Genomic DNA, 15854 nt, shown 5'->3' with positions numbered 1-15854 from the left:
GCAAAAAGGCAGCTCACGCAGCTGTCTTTTTTCAGCCGAGGCGGAGAAAGAGGGAATGACATTGTATTTACACGGCACTTGCAGACAAAATGAACTCGGTCATTTAGAAATTGGTGGTGTTGATGCCGTTTCTTTAGCTGAAACGTATGGGACACCACTTTATGTATATGATGTGGCTTTAATACGGGAGCGTGCAAAAAGCTTTCAAAAAGCATTTATAGAAGAAGAGTTAAAAGCGCAGGTAGCATATGCGAGTAAAGCATTTTCCTCCATCGCGATGTTTCAGCTTGCCAAGGAAGAAGGATTATCTCTTGATGTCGTATCAGGCGGGGAGCTTCACACAGCCATTTGCGCTGGGTTTCCGGTAGAAAAAATTCATTTCCATGGCAACAATAAAAGTAGAGATGAATTAAAAATGGCGTTAGAGCACGAGATCGGCTGTATCGTTGTAGATAATTTTTACGAAATGAAGCTCATTGAAGAGCTTGGTCAAGAGCTGTCAAAACAGGTGAAAGTGCTGCTGCGTATCACACCAGGTGTCGAAGCGCATACGCATGATTACATTACAACAGGCCAAGAGGATTCCAAATTTGGCTTTGACCTTCACAATGGACAAGCAGATGAAGCGGTGAAACAAGTACTTGGATCAGAAGTGATCGAGCTGTTAGGCGTTCATTGCCATATTGGTTCACAAATATTTGATACAGCTGGTTTTGTCCTTGCAGCAGACAAGATCTTTTTGAAGCTGGATGAATGGAGAGAATCATTTGGTTTTATTTCGACCGTGTTAAACTTAGGCGGCGGCTTTGGCATCCGTTATACAGAAGAAGATGAACCACTTCCTGCGACAGAATACGTCGAGAAAATTATCCAAGCTGTAAAAGAGAACGTGACACGCTATGCGTTTGATATGCCGGAGATTTGGATTGAGCCAGGCCGCTCTCTTGTTGGTGACGCAGGGACAACGCTTTATACGATCGGTTCATCAAAACACGTACCTGGCATTCGCGATTATGTTGCGGTAGATGGGGGAATGAGTGACAACATTCGTCCAGCTTTATATCAAGCGAAATATGAAGCGGCAAGTGCCAACAAAATGAGCCAATCGCACAATCAAACAGTTTCTATTGCAGGGAAATGCTGTGAAAGCGGAGATATGCTTATTTGGGATATCGATCTGCCAGAGTTATCACAAGGAGATTTATTAGCTGTCTTTTGTACCGGAGCTTACGGCTACAGTATGTCAAATAACTATAACCGCATCCCGCGCCCGGCTGTTGTATTTGTAGAAGACGGGGAAGCGCAGCTTGTGGTTGAACGTGAAACATATGCGGATATTGTCAAACTTGATTTACCGTATCAATCAAAAGTGAAATCATCTACGTAAAAAAAGCTGCCTGTACATCAGGCAGCTTTTTATAATGACTTATTTTCCTCCAGTAAATACAGAGACGATCGCGTTCCAAATGGAGACAAAGAAATCCCAAATCTTTTGAAGTAGGTTTTTCCCTTCATCTGATTCTATGAATTTCGTAATCTTGTCTTTTGCTTTATCGATTTGAGATCCTACCTGGTTCCAATCGATATTGATGTTCTTCATTTTATCGAATAGAGAAATAAGCTGATCCTTTTGATCTTGCGTTAGATTTAAGTTTAAATCAGAAGCAGCCTGATCCACTTTTTCTTCTACTTCTTTTGTTGTTTTAGGGACACCATTTTTCGCAATGTCATCCTTGATTTTTGCGATAAGGGCAGAAGCATTGTCTTTCCCGATGGAGTCACCCAATTTAGACGTTGTCACAAGCTCTTCGTTTGCTACCTGCTTCACATCTTCTGGAATGGCTTTGTCGCTAGACACTTCATAGGCTTTTAATAAACCCGTCAGTGCGGCTGTACCAGAAACTTCAAACGGTGCAGTCACAACAACCTTAGCATCCTTGACACCGGCTGTCATTAAAGCATTTAAATACATCTCGTCTGTAATGGTCTTGATGTTATGTGTATCCACAGTCAGACCAGTACCTGATTTTTCAATGGTGATAGATGAAGATGATAATGCTCTCGTCCCGATAGAAGAACGGGGGATATACTTTCCTAAATATTCATGCTCTTCTTTATTGGTTACTTCAATTTTTGTCGCATTTTCAGGTGGATTCAACTCGTCAAGCACCTTCTGGCGATCAGCCGGAGTTAAGTCTTGCCCAAGTGTGACGATGACATCGCCGACAGCTGCATCCGCTAAGCTGACTTTTGGCGCACCAATGAGGAAAAGGAGCGCTGCCATCATACTAAGCATTGATTTTTTAAACATGTTGACCTCCTTCAAGTCGAAAGGGTTCCTCTTTCAAGAGAAACTCATCTTTTGAGTACACGTAAAGAAATGTACTCCATCATATAGACGTAACAAATCGATTCGACGTTTCAATTTTCTTTTTAAGATGTTTTCCTTTTCCAAAAAATAAAGACATGTTGCTCATTCTGTCACCAATTTAATAGGAAAAAAGGATCAAGCTCTTCTATTGTATCAATCCTAAGAAAAGAGGTAAATCACAATCAAGAGCAGGGGATGTTTAACATGACCGAAAATGTGCTATAATGAGCGTTGTTTAACCTGAAAGGAGAATGTGAAAAATGGCGAAAAAAGGATACATACAACTAACGAATGGTAAGAAACTTGAGTTTGAACTATACCCAGAGGCTGCTCCAGGTACAGTAGCAAACTTTGAAAAATTAGCGAATGAAGGCTTCTACGATGGATTGAAATTCCACCGCGTTATCCCAGGCTTCGTAAGCCAAGGTGGCGATCCAAACGGTAATGGAACTGGTGGTCCTGGTTACACAATTAAATGTGAAACAGAAGGGAATCCACATCAACACGAAAGAGGTTCATTATCAATGGCGCATGCTGGTAAAGACACGGGCGGTAGCCAATTCTTTATCGTCCATGACCCGCAGCCGCACTTAAACGGTGTTCACACTGTTTTTGGCAAAGTAACATCTGGTATCGAGGCTGTTCTAGATATGGAACAAGGCCAAGGAATGGAAAAAGTCGAAGTTTTCGATGCTTAATCCAAAACACCGCTTAAACGCGGTGTTTTTTTATTATCAATCTGATTTTACGGTTATTTGTTCCGTGAGGCGGTAGGTGATGAACCAATATAAAAGGGCAATGGCGCTGACAGAGGCGCCAAATAAACATACTCCGCTCCAGCCATTGTTTGCGTATATGCTAGTGGAAGCAATGGAACCAGTCGCACTGCCGATGGAGTAAAAAATCATATAAGCAGCAGTGAGCCGGCTTCTCGCCTCAGGCAGCACTGTGAAAATCATACTTTGGTTGGTCACATGTACGGCCTGCACAGATAGGTCAAGAATAATAATACCGATGATTAATAAAATAAGTGAATATTCAGTGAAAAAGATAAAAAACCATGAAACGAATAATAGGACAAGGGCTATACAAGTTGTTAATTGTCCTAAGCCTCGATCAGCAAGGCCTCCAGCCCGAGCCGCGCCTAATGCACCAGCAACTCCGGCAAGACCAAATGCACCAATCGCCGTATGTGAAAGATTGTATGGCGAGCTGCTGAGAGGCAGCACGAGCGAAGTCCACAACGTGCCAAACACGATAAAGATCAGTAAACCCAGAATGCCTCGGATGCGAAGAATTCGTTCTTGTCTGAACAATGTAAACATTGAAGCGAGCAGCTTCATATAGGATATAGACGCTCTCTTGCTGGCAGTGCGCGGGAGATACCGGTATAACACAGCGGTTATGATGAGCATCATAACCGCAGACACGAGATAGACTGACCTCCAGCCGGCGAGATCAGTTAGTACACCAGCAAACGTTCGTGCGAGAAGAATACCAATCACAATGCCACTTTGAACCAAGCCCACGATACGGCCTCGTTCTTCAGGAGCAGCCCATGTCGCTGCGAACGCTACGAGTACCTGAGTGACCACAGCAAGCATGCCGACGGCAGCCAGCCCTATAAACAGGACGGTGGCAGTAGGGGCGATGCCGACTAGAATCAGAGATAACACGGATACTAGCATCTGAGCCATGATGAGCCGCCTTTGATTGAACAGATCACCAAGTGGTACGATCAGTACCAGTCCTAGTGCATAACAAAGCTGAGTAATCGTAATGACGATGCCAATGGATGAATAGGAGATGCCAAACTCGGATGCGAGGGAGTCTAATAACGGTTGTGCAAAGTATATGTTTGCAACTGCCATCCCGCAGGCTGACGCAAAAAGCAGAACCATATAGCGAGTCATCGCTTGTTTCGGTTTGTTTTGTAAATGAGTCGTTTCTAATTCAAGATGTTCTATGGAAGTGATTTTTTCTTTCACCATGCATGTCGTCGTCTCCTTTTGTACTAAAAAGTATAATATACTGATCGGTATATTATGATTCTGGTTAAGGATAACCAACAAAACATTTTAAAGTCAATACTTTCATCTTGAAAGAGGAAGGCAATTTGACAATCATACGTCGATAAAATAAAATTATAATATACCGATTGGTAATCAAATAGAGAATAATATCAAAAAATAGATGTCTGACTTTGTGAAGAAATTTTAATGTTGAAATGAGGAATTGCTGATGGTTCGACAACGGGAATTTGACAAGGAAAAAGCGTTGGATGAGGCAATGGTGCTTTTTTGGGAAAAGGGGTATAGGGCCACTACATTAAGTGATTTGACTGAAAAAATGGGAATACAGCGGCCAAGTTTATACTCAGCGTTTGGAGATAAAGAGGAATTATTTGAGGCCGCATTACGCAAATATACAAAGCAGCATGCTGCTCATATTCGAACAAAACTTCAAAACAATCTTTCTGTCAAGGAAGCATTTCATGCATTATTTGCAGATTTAATAGACGAGGAATATAGAGATGGTCCGAGTAAAGGGTGTTTTTGCATCAATACAATAGTGGAACTTGCGCCACACGAAGAGAAATTTGAAATTCTTACAAGAGAGCATCAGATGTATCTTTCCGTCATTTTCGAAGAAAGAATTGTTCAAGGTATTCGCTCGGGTGAGCTCAAAAGAAGCCTGAATGCTAAAGCTTTAGCACAAACACTGGTCGTTTCTTTCATTGGACTGACCGTCCTCATGAAATCTCGTCCAGAGCGTTCATTTGTAGATCATTCTGTAGCGACGATACTTTCCATATTAAAATAATGACAACATGCTATGGCATCCTCCTACTATAAGAGTGATGGACAAAATTCGATTTTGTGATATGATAAGAGAACAAACATTCGTATTTGTGGGTGTCGCCACATTGTCAGTACAAATCTAAAAAGCGGGTCATGCTGAAAGAAAGCAGGAGATAATTTGAAACCATTAACAAAAGAAGAAAAAAATCAAATGATGATTGCCATTCAGCGTTATTTTGCCGAAGAACGAGAAGAAGAAATTGGTGAATTAGCAGCCATCAATATACTAGAATTTATCACAAAAAACCTTGGAAGCTATTATTATAATCAAGGGGTTCGTGACAGCCGGAACATCGCTGTTCAGAGATCGCAATTGTTAGAGGAAGATTTATTCGCACTCGAAAAAAGATGATCATTAATGATGTGTACCTTGCTAACCGATAAAGAGGAAAGAGACCCCCTTAATAAAGAACGCATATTCGTATCATATGTAATGATGAAAAGGTGGAACCAAAGGTCCATCTCAATCGTTATATAAGTAACCATTAATGGAAATCAGCTTTTTTGGTTTTATTTCATCAAAAGAAGGAATAAAACATACAAATAGGCGAAGTGCAGATGATGGAGGTTCTAAATATGGGGAAAATTAAATTGAAAATGGCCATCTTATTTGTTTTACTGCTTTGTTTAGGTGCAGGTTATTTATACATGAATGGCATGAAAATTGAAGATGTGCCAACAGCCATTGGTGAAAGCTTAACAAATAATGATAAAGATTATACCATCTATGAATATACCATTACGAAAATTGACGGAGATGAATATTACGGTCAAGCAAAAAACGGCACAAAAATCATTTTTAGTGGAAAGAAATTCGAAGATGATGTGGCCGACTTGAAGAAAGGTGATCGTATTAAAGCCTACTTTAGTAATGAAAAGAGAATAGATGGTCTTATAAAAGTAGTAAAAGTCGTTAATTAACAAGTCTCCTTTCCTATAAGGAGGCTTTTTTGTGAGAAATCTTGATTGTTGCATTTGACAACAAGGATCGCTATAATAGCCCCAAGGACAGCTAAATATCGATTGTATCCTTCGGGGCAGGGTGAAAATCCCGACCGACGGTAATAAAGCAAATGCTTTACAGCCCGTGACCCGTTAATTTATTAACGGTTGATTCAGTGAAAAGCTGAAGCCGACAGTGAAAGTCTGGATGGGAGAAGGATAAAGAAAGCTATGAACAAAAAATATTTGTTGATCATAGTTTTATTTCTGATGCAAAAAAGCCAAAGCCCCGGAATTTATTCCGGGGCTTTCTGTATGTACATGTAGTTAATAGACCGGCATGCAGTGTTTATTAGGTGATCCCTCATCTACCTTGTATGGACCATAAAAAGCGACGAAGGTGCTCAATCGATCACATGTCCCTAACATCGCTTTTTTATAAAGTGAGAAATACAAATGAAAAGAAAGGGAGGATCACATGTTTACGGGGATAATTGAAGAAGTAGGCACGGTTCAGTCATTAAGCAAAAAGTCAGCAGATGCCATGGAAATTGTCATTCAGTGCAGCCGTGTGCTAGAAGATGTTCACCTTGGAGACAGTATTGCGATCAATGGTGTATGTCTTACAGTCACAAGCTTTACAAAAGCACAGTTCACAGCAGATGTGATGCCAGAGACGGTCAAAGCGACATCACTGGATCAGCTGACATCAGGCAGTCCAGTGAATTTAGAGCGGGCCATGTCCTCGAATGGACGATTCGGCGGTCATTTTGTCTCAGGACATGTTGACGGGACAGCAGTCATTACCCGAATAGAAAAGAAAAGTAATGCCATTTACTATGATTTAGAGATGGAAAAGACCCTCACAGATATGCTCACGCAAAAGGGTTCGATCGCAATAGATGGTGTCAGCTTAACCATTTTCGATTTGCAAGATTCACACGTCACAGTCTCTATTATTCCCCATACGCTTGAAGGAACTATTTTCCCGACTAAATCTATGGGAGAGATCGTGAATATAGAGTGTGACATGATCGGTAAATATATTTATCGCTTTTTAACAAAAGAACAAGGCGAAAAGCAGCCATCCCGATTGACCCCATCATTTTTAAAAGAGCACGGATTCTAGGAGGCGATTGTATGTATCATTCAGTAGAAGAAGCAGTAAATGCTCTAAAAGAAGGAGAAATCATTATCGTTGTGGATGATGAAGACAGAGAAAACGAAGGAGATTTTGTGGCACTTGCTGAGCATGCCACGCCTGAAGTGATTAACTTTATGGCTTTACATGGAAGAGGCCTCATTTGTACACCGGTCCATGCGTCGATTGCCAAACACCTGAACCTGCATCCAATGGTAGAAGAAAATACAGATGCTCACCATACAGCATTTACAGTGAGCATTGATCATGTAAAAACGACGACTGGTATTAGTGCTTTTGAGCGCTCTACGACTATGCTTGCCATGTTAAATAAAGACGCAACACCAGAAGAATTTGCCCGCCCAGGTCATGTATTTCCGCTCATTGCAAAAGAAGGCGGTGTACTAGAAAGACCAGGTCATACGGAGGCGGCAGTAGATCTTGCGAAACTGGCAGGTTCAGAGCCAGCGGGTGTCATATGTGAAATTATGAATGTAGATGGCTCAATGGCGCGCGTTCCAGAACTAAAAGAGATCCAAAAACAGCACGGTTTAAAAATGCTGACAATAGAAGCATTGCAGACCTATTTAAATAATAAAGAAACAGCAACGATCGAAACAAAATAAAAATCACAAAAAAGGATGATCAACATATGAATACAATACAAGGGCATGTAGTAGCAGAAGGACTAAAATTTGCAATTGTCGTCGCAAGATTTAATGACTTTATTACAAGTAAACTGCTTGATGGAGCAGAAGATACATTGCTCAGACACGGAGCAAACGGTGACGATATTGATGTCGTGTGGGTACCGGGTGCTTTTGAAATTCCGTACATGGCAAAAAAACTCGCTGAAACAGAGAAATACGATGCCGTCATTACACTTGGAACTGTAATCCGGGGCGCAACAACTCACTACGATTATGTTTGTAATGAAGCCGCTAAAGGAATTGCTCAAAGTGCCATGTCAACAGGGGTACCGATTATCTTTGGTGTACTAACAACAGAATCCATTGAACAAGCTATCGAAAGAGCCGGTACAAAAGCTGGAAATAAAGGCAGCGAATCGGCTGCAGCTGCCATTGAAATGGCGAATCTCAACCGTACCTTTCGTTAATTTAGTGAAAAAGAGTTTAAAAACGGTATAAAAATGTTTATAATGTGTGATGAGCAAATGATTCGTGAGACATTTGCTGGACATAAGGATAATTTGAATATTGAGGGGTATATATGTTAATTCGTTATAAGAGGTCTTTTGAAAAAATTGCCATGGGGCTACTCTCCTTCATGCCGGGTGAGAAAGACGTCAAACAGCTTCAGCAGACGATGAAGTCATATGAAATGGATGAAAATCGGCAGCTGTTCCTTTGGAAAGATGGCGAGGATATCGTAGGTGCTATTGGTGTGTTGAAAACAGACGACCAAGTACAAATCGAGCATATTAGTGTGAATCCATCCCATCGAGATCAAGGAATCGGCAAGGAAATGGTTTTAGCCGTGGAAGAGGTATTCAAAACCAAAACACTCATTCCAAATGAATTAACGCAAGGCTTCTTTCATAAGTGTCACAGCGAAACAAACTAAATATCACACATGTAAAAGCAGAGGCTACAGTCCTCTGCTTTTTTTACGTTCGATTTGCTTTTTTCGTTCAAGCAATACATCTGTCCGGTCACGCAGTCTATGTTTTTCGATCAAAAATGTGTGGGATAAGTTGCTCTCCTGACCAAAGATCAGTCCTTCTTTTTGAGCCGTTTCTTGGCATAGAGACAGGAGCGCTTCATCTTTAATCGGGAGCATCACACTTTCGTAGGGCATGTCTTCAGCCATTTTCTTCTTCAGCGTTCTCAGAAGTTTGAGAAACGCCTCATCATCCAGACCGAGGTTCGATAATACGGGCCGGTTTGCTTCCAGCAAGTGGAGGCTATTTGAAATGAGCCGTTTTGCACCTTTTCCATTTCCCCGTCTTTGATGATACAAAGCAACGGCAAGCTGAATGAAGCCAACCCAATATTCTTTGCGCTGCTCAGGCGGGTCTTCCTTCCAATACTCCTCAAGAATTTCATGACACTCAAAATAATCTCTTGTCGTATGAAATTCATGTAAAAAAGCCACGTACGCTTCAGGATACACAGTGGTCATCTCCTTTTCCACTCTCAGTCTAACATATTGAAAAGAAAAGAAAAGAAAAGAAGAAAGAGCGCCCTTCGTGAAAGGACGCTCTGTTTCTTTAATAAACCCAAGCCGCGCCAACGATGATCAGCAAGATGAAAAGCACGACAATAAGCGCGAAACCTCCGCCAAAGTTATAGCCATCTCCCATAATGATACGGCCTCCTTTTTCATCAGTTCTGTTTACAATGGTATTCTATGTATAAATGCCCTGAGTGGTATGGGCGAAACCACTGTTTTTCTTATTTCGCCTAGGACATCATGGTCGAAATTATATTGGACGAGAGCTTTATCCTGTCTTATACTAAAGGTTAGCCGGTGAAACGGTACTTAGAAGACAGTAGAAATGGTGAGAAAAAATGCTGGAATATCAGGTGAAAATAGATTCGTTTGAAGGTCCTTTGGACTTGCTTTTACATTTAATCAACCGGTTGGAAATTGATATTTATGATATTCCCGTTGCTAAAATTACGGAGCAGTATTTATTATATGTGCATACCATGAGGGAGCTTGAACTTGATGTGGCAAGTGAATATTTGGTGATGGCTGCAACCCTCCTGAGTATTAAAAGCAGAATGCTCCTTCCGAAACAAGAGGAAGAGCTATTTGATGAAGACCTGCTTGAAGAGGAAGAGGACCCTCGAGAAGAGCTGATTGGCAAACTGATTGAATACCGAAAGTATAAAGATGCAGCACAAGAACTAAAGGAACGCGAGGAAGAAAGGCAAAATGCCTTTACAAAACCTCCGAGTGATTTAAGCGAATTTGCAAAAGAATCGGAAGCGAAGGACACAAACCTGCATGTCACGGTGTATGATATGTTAGGTGCGTTCCAAAAGGTATTGAACCGAAAGAAAATAACGAAACCAGCACCATCTAGGATTACAAGACAAGAAATCCCGATTGAAGACAAAATGAATGAGATTATGAAACATTTAAAAAAAACGAAAAAGCGGACCAATTTCATGACTCTATTTCAACATGATCAAAAGGAGCACCTTGTCGTGACGTTTCTTGCTGTTCTTGAATTGATGAAAAGTCATCAAATCATGTTAGAGCAGGAAGGAAACTTTGAAGACATTTATATAATAGGGAGTGAAACGATTCATGACGCTTGATATCGTGAATTGGAAAGCCATCATAGAAGCGCTGCTTTATGCAGCAGGTGACGAAGGCTTAACAAAAAAACAGCTCATGTCTGTTCTTGAAGTAGAAGAGGCAGCGTTACTCGACATGATGTCTGCCGTAAAGGAAGAGTATCAAAAACAAGAACGTGGAATTGAGCTCATTGAATATGCAGATTCTTATATGCTGCTGACGAAAAAGGAATACAGCATTTATTTGAAAAAATTAGTCGAGACCCCATCCAAAGGTTTGTCTCAAGCAGCACTTGAAGTACTCGCAATCGTTTCTTATAAACAGCCGATCACACGCAGTGAGGTAGAAGAAATCAGAGGAGTCAAATCAGAGCGGGTGCTCCATAGTTTAGTAGCCAAAGCGCTGCTCTGTGAAGTTGGACGTGCCGATGGCCCTGGGCGAGCAATTCTTTATGGGACAACACCTACCTTTTTAGAGCAGTTTGGCTTAAAGGCATTGGATGAATTACCGCCGCTTCCAGAGAATGTGGAAGCAGATGGTGTACAAGAAGAAGCTGATCTATTTTTTGAAAACTTCAATCAAACATTTGAAGAAATAAAATAGTTCAAAAGAATGAAAAATGTATGATAAAATATAAAAAAGATTTTAGGTCTAACATCTATTGATGTCAGATAAAATGGTCATAAAGCCATGAGGGGAAGGTAAACACAAAACAAATGGCACATATGAATGTAAAGGCTCAAGTTGATCAAGCAGGCGTCTTTTTATCAAAGGTTGCAACTGAAATGAATGGTTTTCTGAACGAAGCTACCTTATCAAGTATGAAACGATTAAACCCTGAAGCGGAAGCCTATTATTGTGACATATTGAATACATTACGGAAGCTTGCAGTGTACAGCGAGGATGCAGCGGCAATTTGCAGGAAAATCAGCCAGCAACAGACATTCCCGCAGCAAGCCGCGCAGCAGACGCTTCACCGTATTTATCATCAATGTATTGAAGAGTTTTTCACGCCGAAAAAGGATACATGGTATGAAGACAGCCGTTCCGCATATACAGGAAAGAGCAGCATTGTTTTCCACCATGAAGTATCCGCTGAGATCAAACGATTATTTTCTTCATTAGAAAAAGATTTTTTAGCGATGAGAGAAGAGCTAGAATATACGACATCTCATCAGCAAATGAAAATGGTATAAGCAAGAGGAAAAAGCGTCTCTACATATAGAGACGCTCAGCGTGTAGACAAACCCTCGCATTCGTTGTCAGGTCTGCGCACTGGTGCTCACGAATGTTCAATTCGCTCCGCGCCAGTGCTCGCCCTTCCTAGACTTCAAAGGTTTTCAATCACGCTGAAAAGAAGACAAAGGGCTAAAATAAAGATCATTTTAACCCTTTGTCAACTATCTAGGCGTCTCTACATATAGAGACGCTTTTTTTATGGACGAGGCATCATAACTTTTTCAGCCGCGCATACACTTGTACAAAACGGACAAGGACGTGAATGAACATGCCCTATTTAAAAATTGGAACAGCAGTCCTTCTTCTATTTACACTCTTACTGCCTTTTTCCTCACATGCCAAAGCAGATATGTCATTATCGGTGAGTGCAAGAAGCGCCATTTTAATAGATGGACAGTCAGGCAGAGTCCTATTTGGAAAGGACGAGCATGAAAAAAGAAGAATCGCCAGTATTACGAAAATTATGACGGCAGTATTAGCCATTGAATCAGGAAAAATGAAAGACACCGTCAAAGTATCAAAGCGCGCGATTCAAGCAGAGGGCTCATCGATTTATTTAAAAGAAGGGCAGAAGGTGAGCCTAGAAGACTTGACATACGGACTTATGCTGCGTTCTGGAAATGATGCAGCTGTTGCCATTGCAGAGCATGTGGGCGGCAGCTTAGAAGGATTTATTTTTATGATGAATCAAAAAGCATCTGAACTAGGAATGGAGAATACGAATTTTCAAAATCCGCATGGACTCGATGATCATAAACATCATTATTCATCAGCCTATGACATGGCTATCTTAACAAAATACGCCATGGAGCATAAACAATATCAAAAAATTGCGGGCACGACTTTCTATAAAGCGAAAACGATGGAAGGCTATTGGAAAAATAAAAACAAGCTACTCACCGGATTATACAAATATTCAACTGGTGGGAAAACGGGGTATACGAAGCTTGCAAAACGGACACTTGTCTCTACTGCGGCAAAAGGGGATGCGGCGCTGATCGCTGTGACCATTAATGCGCCAGATGATTGGAAGGATCATATCTCTATGTTTGAATATGCATTTGATCACTATAAAACATACGAACTTGCTGAAAAAGGAAGACTCGCTTCATTAAAAGGAACCTTTTACGAAAAAAAGGCATTTATCAAACGTGATGTGGACTATTTTTTAAATGAAGATGAGAAAAAACTAGTAGAAATTGAAACGGAAATGCTTACTCCTCAAAAGAAGTGGAAAAAAAACGCCGAAACCATCCCAGATGTTGTAGGGCAAATGACGTTTTTATTAGATGGTCAGGTGATCGAGCAAGTACCGATTTTTTATGAAAATAAACGAAATCGAATGCCTCAAAAAAGCTTCCAAGAAATGTTTAAGTCTGTCTTTCAGACATCTATAGGCGGATCTTCATGGTCAATCTAATTTGGGTATTCCTCACTGTCATCGGTCTTGTGTATGCGATGTTCAACGGAACGATGGAGGAAGTAAACGAAGCTGTATTTAAGGGCTCAAAAGAAGCAGTGACCATTTCAATTGGTTTGATTAGTGTCCTCGTTTTTTGGCTCGGACTGATGAAGATTGCAGAAGAGGCTGGTCTGTTAAATTTCTTTAGTAAATTGTGCCGTCCCTTTATTTCAAAGCTATTTCCGGATATTCCGCCTAACCATCCCGCGATGGGATATATTTTGTCCAACCTTATGGCGAATTTCTTTGGGCTCGGGAATGCCGCTACACCGCTTGGGATTAAGGCGATGGAGCAGATGAAAGCATTAAACGGCGGGAAAAATGAAGCAAGCCGGTCCATGATTACATTTTTAGCGGTCAACACATCCTCTATCACACTCGTGCCAACAACCGTCATTGCGATTAGAATGACCTATGGTGCAGATCAGCCAACAGACATTGTAGGACCAACCATTTTGGCGACACTCATTTCAGGAATCGGTGCCATTCTCATTGATCGCTATTTCCACTATCGCAGAAGCAGGCGGGGGTGATCTCGTGTCATTTATTAACTGGCTGTCACTTGCTTTGATCCCACTGATCATCGCAGGAATTTTAATTGCGGGGACCATTAAAAAGGTACCGACCTATGAAACATTTGTTGAGGGCGGGAAAGAAGGTATTCAAATTGCCTTTTCAATTATTCCTTATTTAGTCGGCATGCTCGTGGCCATTACGATATTCCGCGCGTCTGGTGCGCTTGATTTTGTCATGGGACTGTTAAAACCCGTGTTTACAGCGATCGGCTTCCCGGCAGAAGTGGTGCCGCTTGCGTTTATTCGTCCGATATCTGGCACGGCTGCACTCGGGATGACATCAGACCTCATTGCGACATATGGACCAGATTCTTTTATCGGACAGCTCGCAGCTGTCATGCAAGGGTCAACTGATACCACTCTCTACATTTTAACGGTCTATTTTGGGGCAGTCGGTATTAAAAAAATGGGAGATGCGCTGAAAGTAGGTCTGTTAGCGGACCTCATTGGAATCATTGCATCTGTCATCATCGTCAGTTTGTTATTTAGCGGCGCCTAAAGAGGCGCTTTTTTGTCTTTCAATGGATGGGAAATTGCTTTTTAGCTGAAATTAAACAGACGAATCGCTTATTTTTCCACGAATGCTTGTTTGTTTTAAGTCAAGCAAGTAAGATAGTACATGAGGTGAAAGACAAAATGGAACGTTTACAGAAAGTAATTGCACATGCCGGCGTCGCTTCTAGACGAAAGGCAGAAGAATTAATTAAAGAAGGACGAGTTACCGTTAATGGTAAAACAGTGACAGAGCTCGGAGTAAAAGTGGGCTCTTCAGATAAAATTGAAGTCAACGGATTAAAGCTTGAAAGAGAAGAACCGGTTTACTTTATGCTTTATAAACCGCGCGGCGTCATTTCAGCTGCCGAGGATGATAAAGGACGTAAGGTTGTCACAGATTTCTTTGATGACATCCCGCAGCGCCTTTATCCAATCGGCCGCTTAGATTATGATACGAGCGGTTTGATTTTAATTACAAATGACGGGGAATTTGCCCATAAGCTCATGCATCCGAAATACGAAATTGATAAAACATATGCAGCGAAGCTAAAAGGCATCCCATCAAAGGAATTGCTTAGAAAGCTAGAAAAAGGGATTATGTTAGATCATAAAAAGACTGCACGTGCTCGTGCCAAGATGCTTTCTATCGATAAACGAAAGCAGACATCTATTGTTCAATTAACCATTCATGAAGGCAGAAACAGACAAGTGCGCCGCATGTTTGAAGCGATCGGTCATGATGTGTTAAAGCTAAAAAGAGAGCAATATGCGTTCCTTCATATTGAAGGTATGAGACCAGGAGACCGCAGAGAATTAACACCGCATGAAGTAAAGCGCCTGAGAGCAATTGCAGATCACGGGAAAAGCGCTTTTTAATTTTCACATAAACTTCAAAAAATGAAGAAGCATCAAAAGAAGGAGAATGCTATAATTTACCTGAATGTCTATGGGGAAGGGGTACTTCAGATGAAAAAAAGACGGTTTTTCATAAGGACGGGCATTCTCCTCGTGATGCTTGCTGCACTATGTTATACCATGTATAACTCAGTATTTGCCAAACAGGATCGGGTCAAAGAAGGATCTATTGCGCCAAACTTTGTCCTTCAATCTGTGGATGGGGAACGGATTGAACTAAAGGACTTAAAAGGCAAAGGCGTCTTTCTTAATTTTTGGGGGACCTGGTGTGGTCCGTGTAAACAAGAATTTCCTTACATGGCAAATCAATATGAAGTGTTCAAGGATCGCGGTGTGGAAATTGTTGCAGTCAATGTTGCAGAATCCAAGATTGCCGTGAAAAATTTTATGGAATCCTATGGCGTGAATTTTCCTATTGCCATGGACAAAGATCGTCAAGTAACAGAGGCATATGATATTGGACAACTACCAACCACGCTTTTAGTTAATCCTGAAGGCAGGGTAATCAAAGTCATAAAGGGAACCATGACAGAACGTCAAATCTATGATTATATGAATTTGATTAAACCAAAGGGGTCATAGA

At 41.2% G+C, this 15854-nt stretch carries 20 protein-coding genes, 1 pseudogene and 1 riboswitch; of the genes and pseudogenes, 17 read left to right on the top strand and 4 right to left on the bottom strand.

Features of this window, described 5'->3' with window-relative positions; translation table 11 throughout:
• The first annotated feature begins 61 nt into the window (after window positions 1-61).
• Complete coding sequence (gene lysA, locus MHI33_RS12990; RefSeq protein ID WP_065098330.1) at window positions 62-1387, top strand: diaminopimelate decarboxylase; 1326 nt, start codon at window positions 62-64, stop codon at window positions 1385-1387.
• 39 nt (window positions 1388-1426) lie between these two features.
• Here the strand turns inward: lysA and MHI33_RS12985 are convergent, their stop codons facing one another.
• Entirely contained in the window at window positions 1427-2311 is an 885-nt protein-coding gene (locus MHI33_RS12985) for a DUF1002 domain-containing protein (RefSeq protein ID WP_003215933.1), read from the bottom strand.
• A 320-nt stretch (window positions 2312-2631) separates the two neighbouring features.
• Here MHI33_RS12985 and MHI33_RS12980 point away from each other — a divergent pair, with 320 nt between their 5' ends.
• The gene (locus MHI33_RS12980; RefSeq protein ID WP_003215505.1) at window positions 2632-3069 is read left to right on the top strand and encodes a peptidylprolyl isomerase; all 438 of its coding nucleotides are present in this window, start codon (window positions 2632-2634) and stop codon (window positions 3067-3069) included.
• A 36-nt stretch (window positions 3070-3105) separates the two neighbouring features.
• Here MHI33_RS12980 and MHI33_RS12975 read toward each other — a convergent pair whose 3' ends face one another.
• Window positions 3106-4362, bottom strand: coding sequence for an MFS transporter (locus MHI33_RS12975; RefSeq protein ID WP_065098329.1), 1257 nt, complete (start codon window positions 4360-4362; stop codon window positions 3106-3108).
• Between the two features lie 250 nt (window positions 4363-4612).
• Here MHI33_RS12975 and MHI33_RS12970 point away from each other — a divergent pair, with 250 nt between their 5' ends.
• From MHI33_RS12970 to MHI33_RS12940, 7 genes and pseudogenes are all read left to right on the top strand, one after another.
• On the top strand, window positions 4613-5194 hold the full coding sequence (locus tag MHI33_RS12970) for a TetR/AcrR family transcriptional regulator (protein ID WP_065098328.1): 582 nt from the start codon (window positions 4613-4615) through the stop codon (window positions 5192-5194).
• Window positions 5195-5350: 156 nt separating this feature from the next.
• Window positions 5351-5584 carry a DUF2164 domain-containing protein gene (locus MHI33_RS12965; protein WP_003215556.1) on the top strand — a complete coding sequence of 78 codons (234 nt, stop codon included), beginning with the start codon at window positions 5351-5353 and terminating at the stop codon, window positions 5582-5584.
• Between the two features lie 224 nt (window positions 5585-5808).
• On the top strand, window positions 5809-6153 hold the full coding sequence (locus tag MHI33_RS12960; protein WP_003215701.1) for a hypothetical protein: 345 nt from the start codon (window positions 5809-5811) through the stop codon (window positions 6151-6153).
• A 103-nt stretch (window positions 6154-6256) separates the two neighbouring features.
• Window positions 6257-6398: riboswitch (FMN riboswitch) on the top strand.
• 254 nt (window positions 6399-6652) lie between these two features.
• Window positions 6653-7303: a riboflavin synthase gene (ribE, locus tag MHI33_RS12955; protein WP_065098326.1), complete on the top strand. Its 651-nt coding sequence runs from the start codon at window positions 6653-6655 to the stop codon at window positions 7301-7303.
• Window positions 7304-7314: 11 nt separating this feature from the next.
• Window positions 7315-7920 (top strand): annotated as a pseudogene (ribB, locus tag MHI33_RS12950) (3,4-dihydroxy-2-butanone-4-phosphate synthase); the annotation flags it as partial.
• 47 nt (window positions 7921-7967) lie between these two features.
• Window positions 7968-8432, top strand: coding sequence for a 6,7-dimethyl-8-ribityllumazine synthase (gene ribH / locus MHI33_RS12945; RefSeq protein ID WP_012010433.1), 465 nt, complete (start codon window positions 7968-7970; stop codon window positions 8430-8432).
• 113 nt (window positions 8433-8545) lie between these two features.
• A complete protein-coding gene (locus MHI33_RS12940) occupies window positions 8546-8899 on the top strand; it encodes a GNAT family N-acetyltransferase (protein ID WP_003215830.1) in 354 nt (117 codons plus the stop codon).
• A gap of 24 nt (window positions 8900-8923) precedes the next feature.
• On the opposite strand, the gene MHI33_RS12935 is transcribed toward MHI33_RS12940, so the two are convergent.
• Both MHI33_RS12935 and MHI33_RS12930 read right to left on the bottom strand, forming a co-directional pair.
• Window positions 8924-9448, bottom strand: a complete 525-nt coding sequence (locus MHI33_RS12935; protein WP_044141077.1) for a DUF309 domain-containing protein — start codon at window positions 9446-9448, stop codon at window positions 8924-8926.
• A gap of 97 nt (window positions 9449-9545) precedes the next feature.
• Window positions 9546-9638, bottom strand: a complete 93-nt coding sequence (locus MHI33_RS12930; RefSeq protein WP_012010430.1) for a YjcZ family sporulation protein — start codon at window positions 9636-9638, stop codon at window positions 9546-9548.
• A gap of 208 nt (window positions 9639-9846) precedes the next feature.
• On the opposite strand from MHI33_RS12930, the gene MHI33_RS12925 reads away from it, so the two are divergent.
• The 8 genes from MHI33_RS12925 to resA all read left to right on the top strand — a co-directional run bounded on the left by MHI33_RS12925 (window position 9847) and on the right by resA (window position 15853).
• On the top strand, window positions 9847-10605 hold the full coding sequence (locus MHI33_RS12925) for a segregation/condensation protein A (RefSeq protein WP_106067109.1): 759 nt from the start codon (window positions 9847-9849) through the stop codon (window positions 10603-10605).
• Complete coding sequence (scpB, locus tag MHI33_RS12920; RefSeq protein WP_034661126.1) at window positions 10595-11188, top strand: SMC-Scp complex subunit ScpB; 594 nt, start codon at window positions 10595-10597, stop codon at window positions 11186-11188. Before MHI33_RS12925 ends, scpB begins: the two co-directional genes overlap by 11 nt.
• A gap of 113 nt (window positions 11189-11301) precedes the next feature.
• Window positions 11302-11781 (top strand): YpuI family protein, encoded by a 480-nt coding sequence (locus MHI33_RS12915; protein WP_065098324.1) that lies wholly within the window; start codon window positions 11302-11304, stop codon window positions 11779-11781.
• A gap of 311 nt (window positions 11782-12092) precedes the next feature.
• Window positions 12093-13244, top strand: a complete 1152-nt coding sequence (locus MHI33_RS12910; protein ID WP_065098323.1) for a D-alanyl-D-alanine carboxypeptidase family protein — start codon at window positions 12093-12095, stop codon at window positions 13242-13244.
• Window positions 13232-13819 carry a nucleoside recognition domain-containing protein gene (locus MHI33_RS12905; protein ID WP_012010425.1) on the top strand — a complete coding sequence of 196 codons (588 nt, stop codon included), beginning with the start codon at window positions 13232-13234 and terminating at the stop codon, window positions 13817-13819. Before MHI33_RS12910 ends, MHI33_RS12905 begins: the two co-directional genes overlap by 13 nt.
• 4 nt (window positions 13820-13823) lie before the next feature.
• Window positions 13824-14360 carry a spore maturation protein gene (locus tag MHI33_RS12900; protein ID WP_003216139.1) on the top strand — a complete coding sequence of 179 codons (537 nt, stop codon included), beginning with the start codon at window positions 13824-13826 and terminating at the stop codon, window positions 14358-14360.
• A gap of 137 nt (window positions 14361-14497) precedes the next feature.
• Window positions 14498-15232, top strand: coding sequence for a 23S rRNA pseudouridine(2605) synthase RluB (gene rluB, locus MHI33_RS12895; RefSeq protein ID WP_065098434.1), 735 nt, complete (start codon window positions 14498-14500; stop codon window positions 15230-15232).
• Window positions 15233-15322: 90 nt separating this feature from the next.
• A complete protein-coding gene (gene resA, locus MHI33_RS12890) occupies window positions 15323-15853 on the top strand; it encodes a thiol-disulfide oxidoreductase ResA (protein ID WP_106067107.1) in 531 nt (176 codons plus the stop codon).
• Window position 15854: the final 1 nt, after the last annotated feature.

Origin of the sequence: Bacillus sp. FSL K6-2971, from assembly GCF_038006405.1 — a bacterium.
Classification (GTDB): Bacteria; Bacillota; Bacilli; order Bacillales; family Bacillaceae; genus Bacillus; species Bacillus pumilus.
This window is presented reverse-complemented; position numbering and strand designations above follow the sequence as displayed.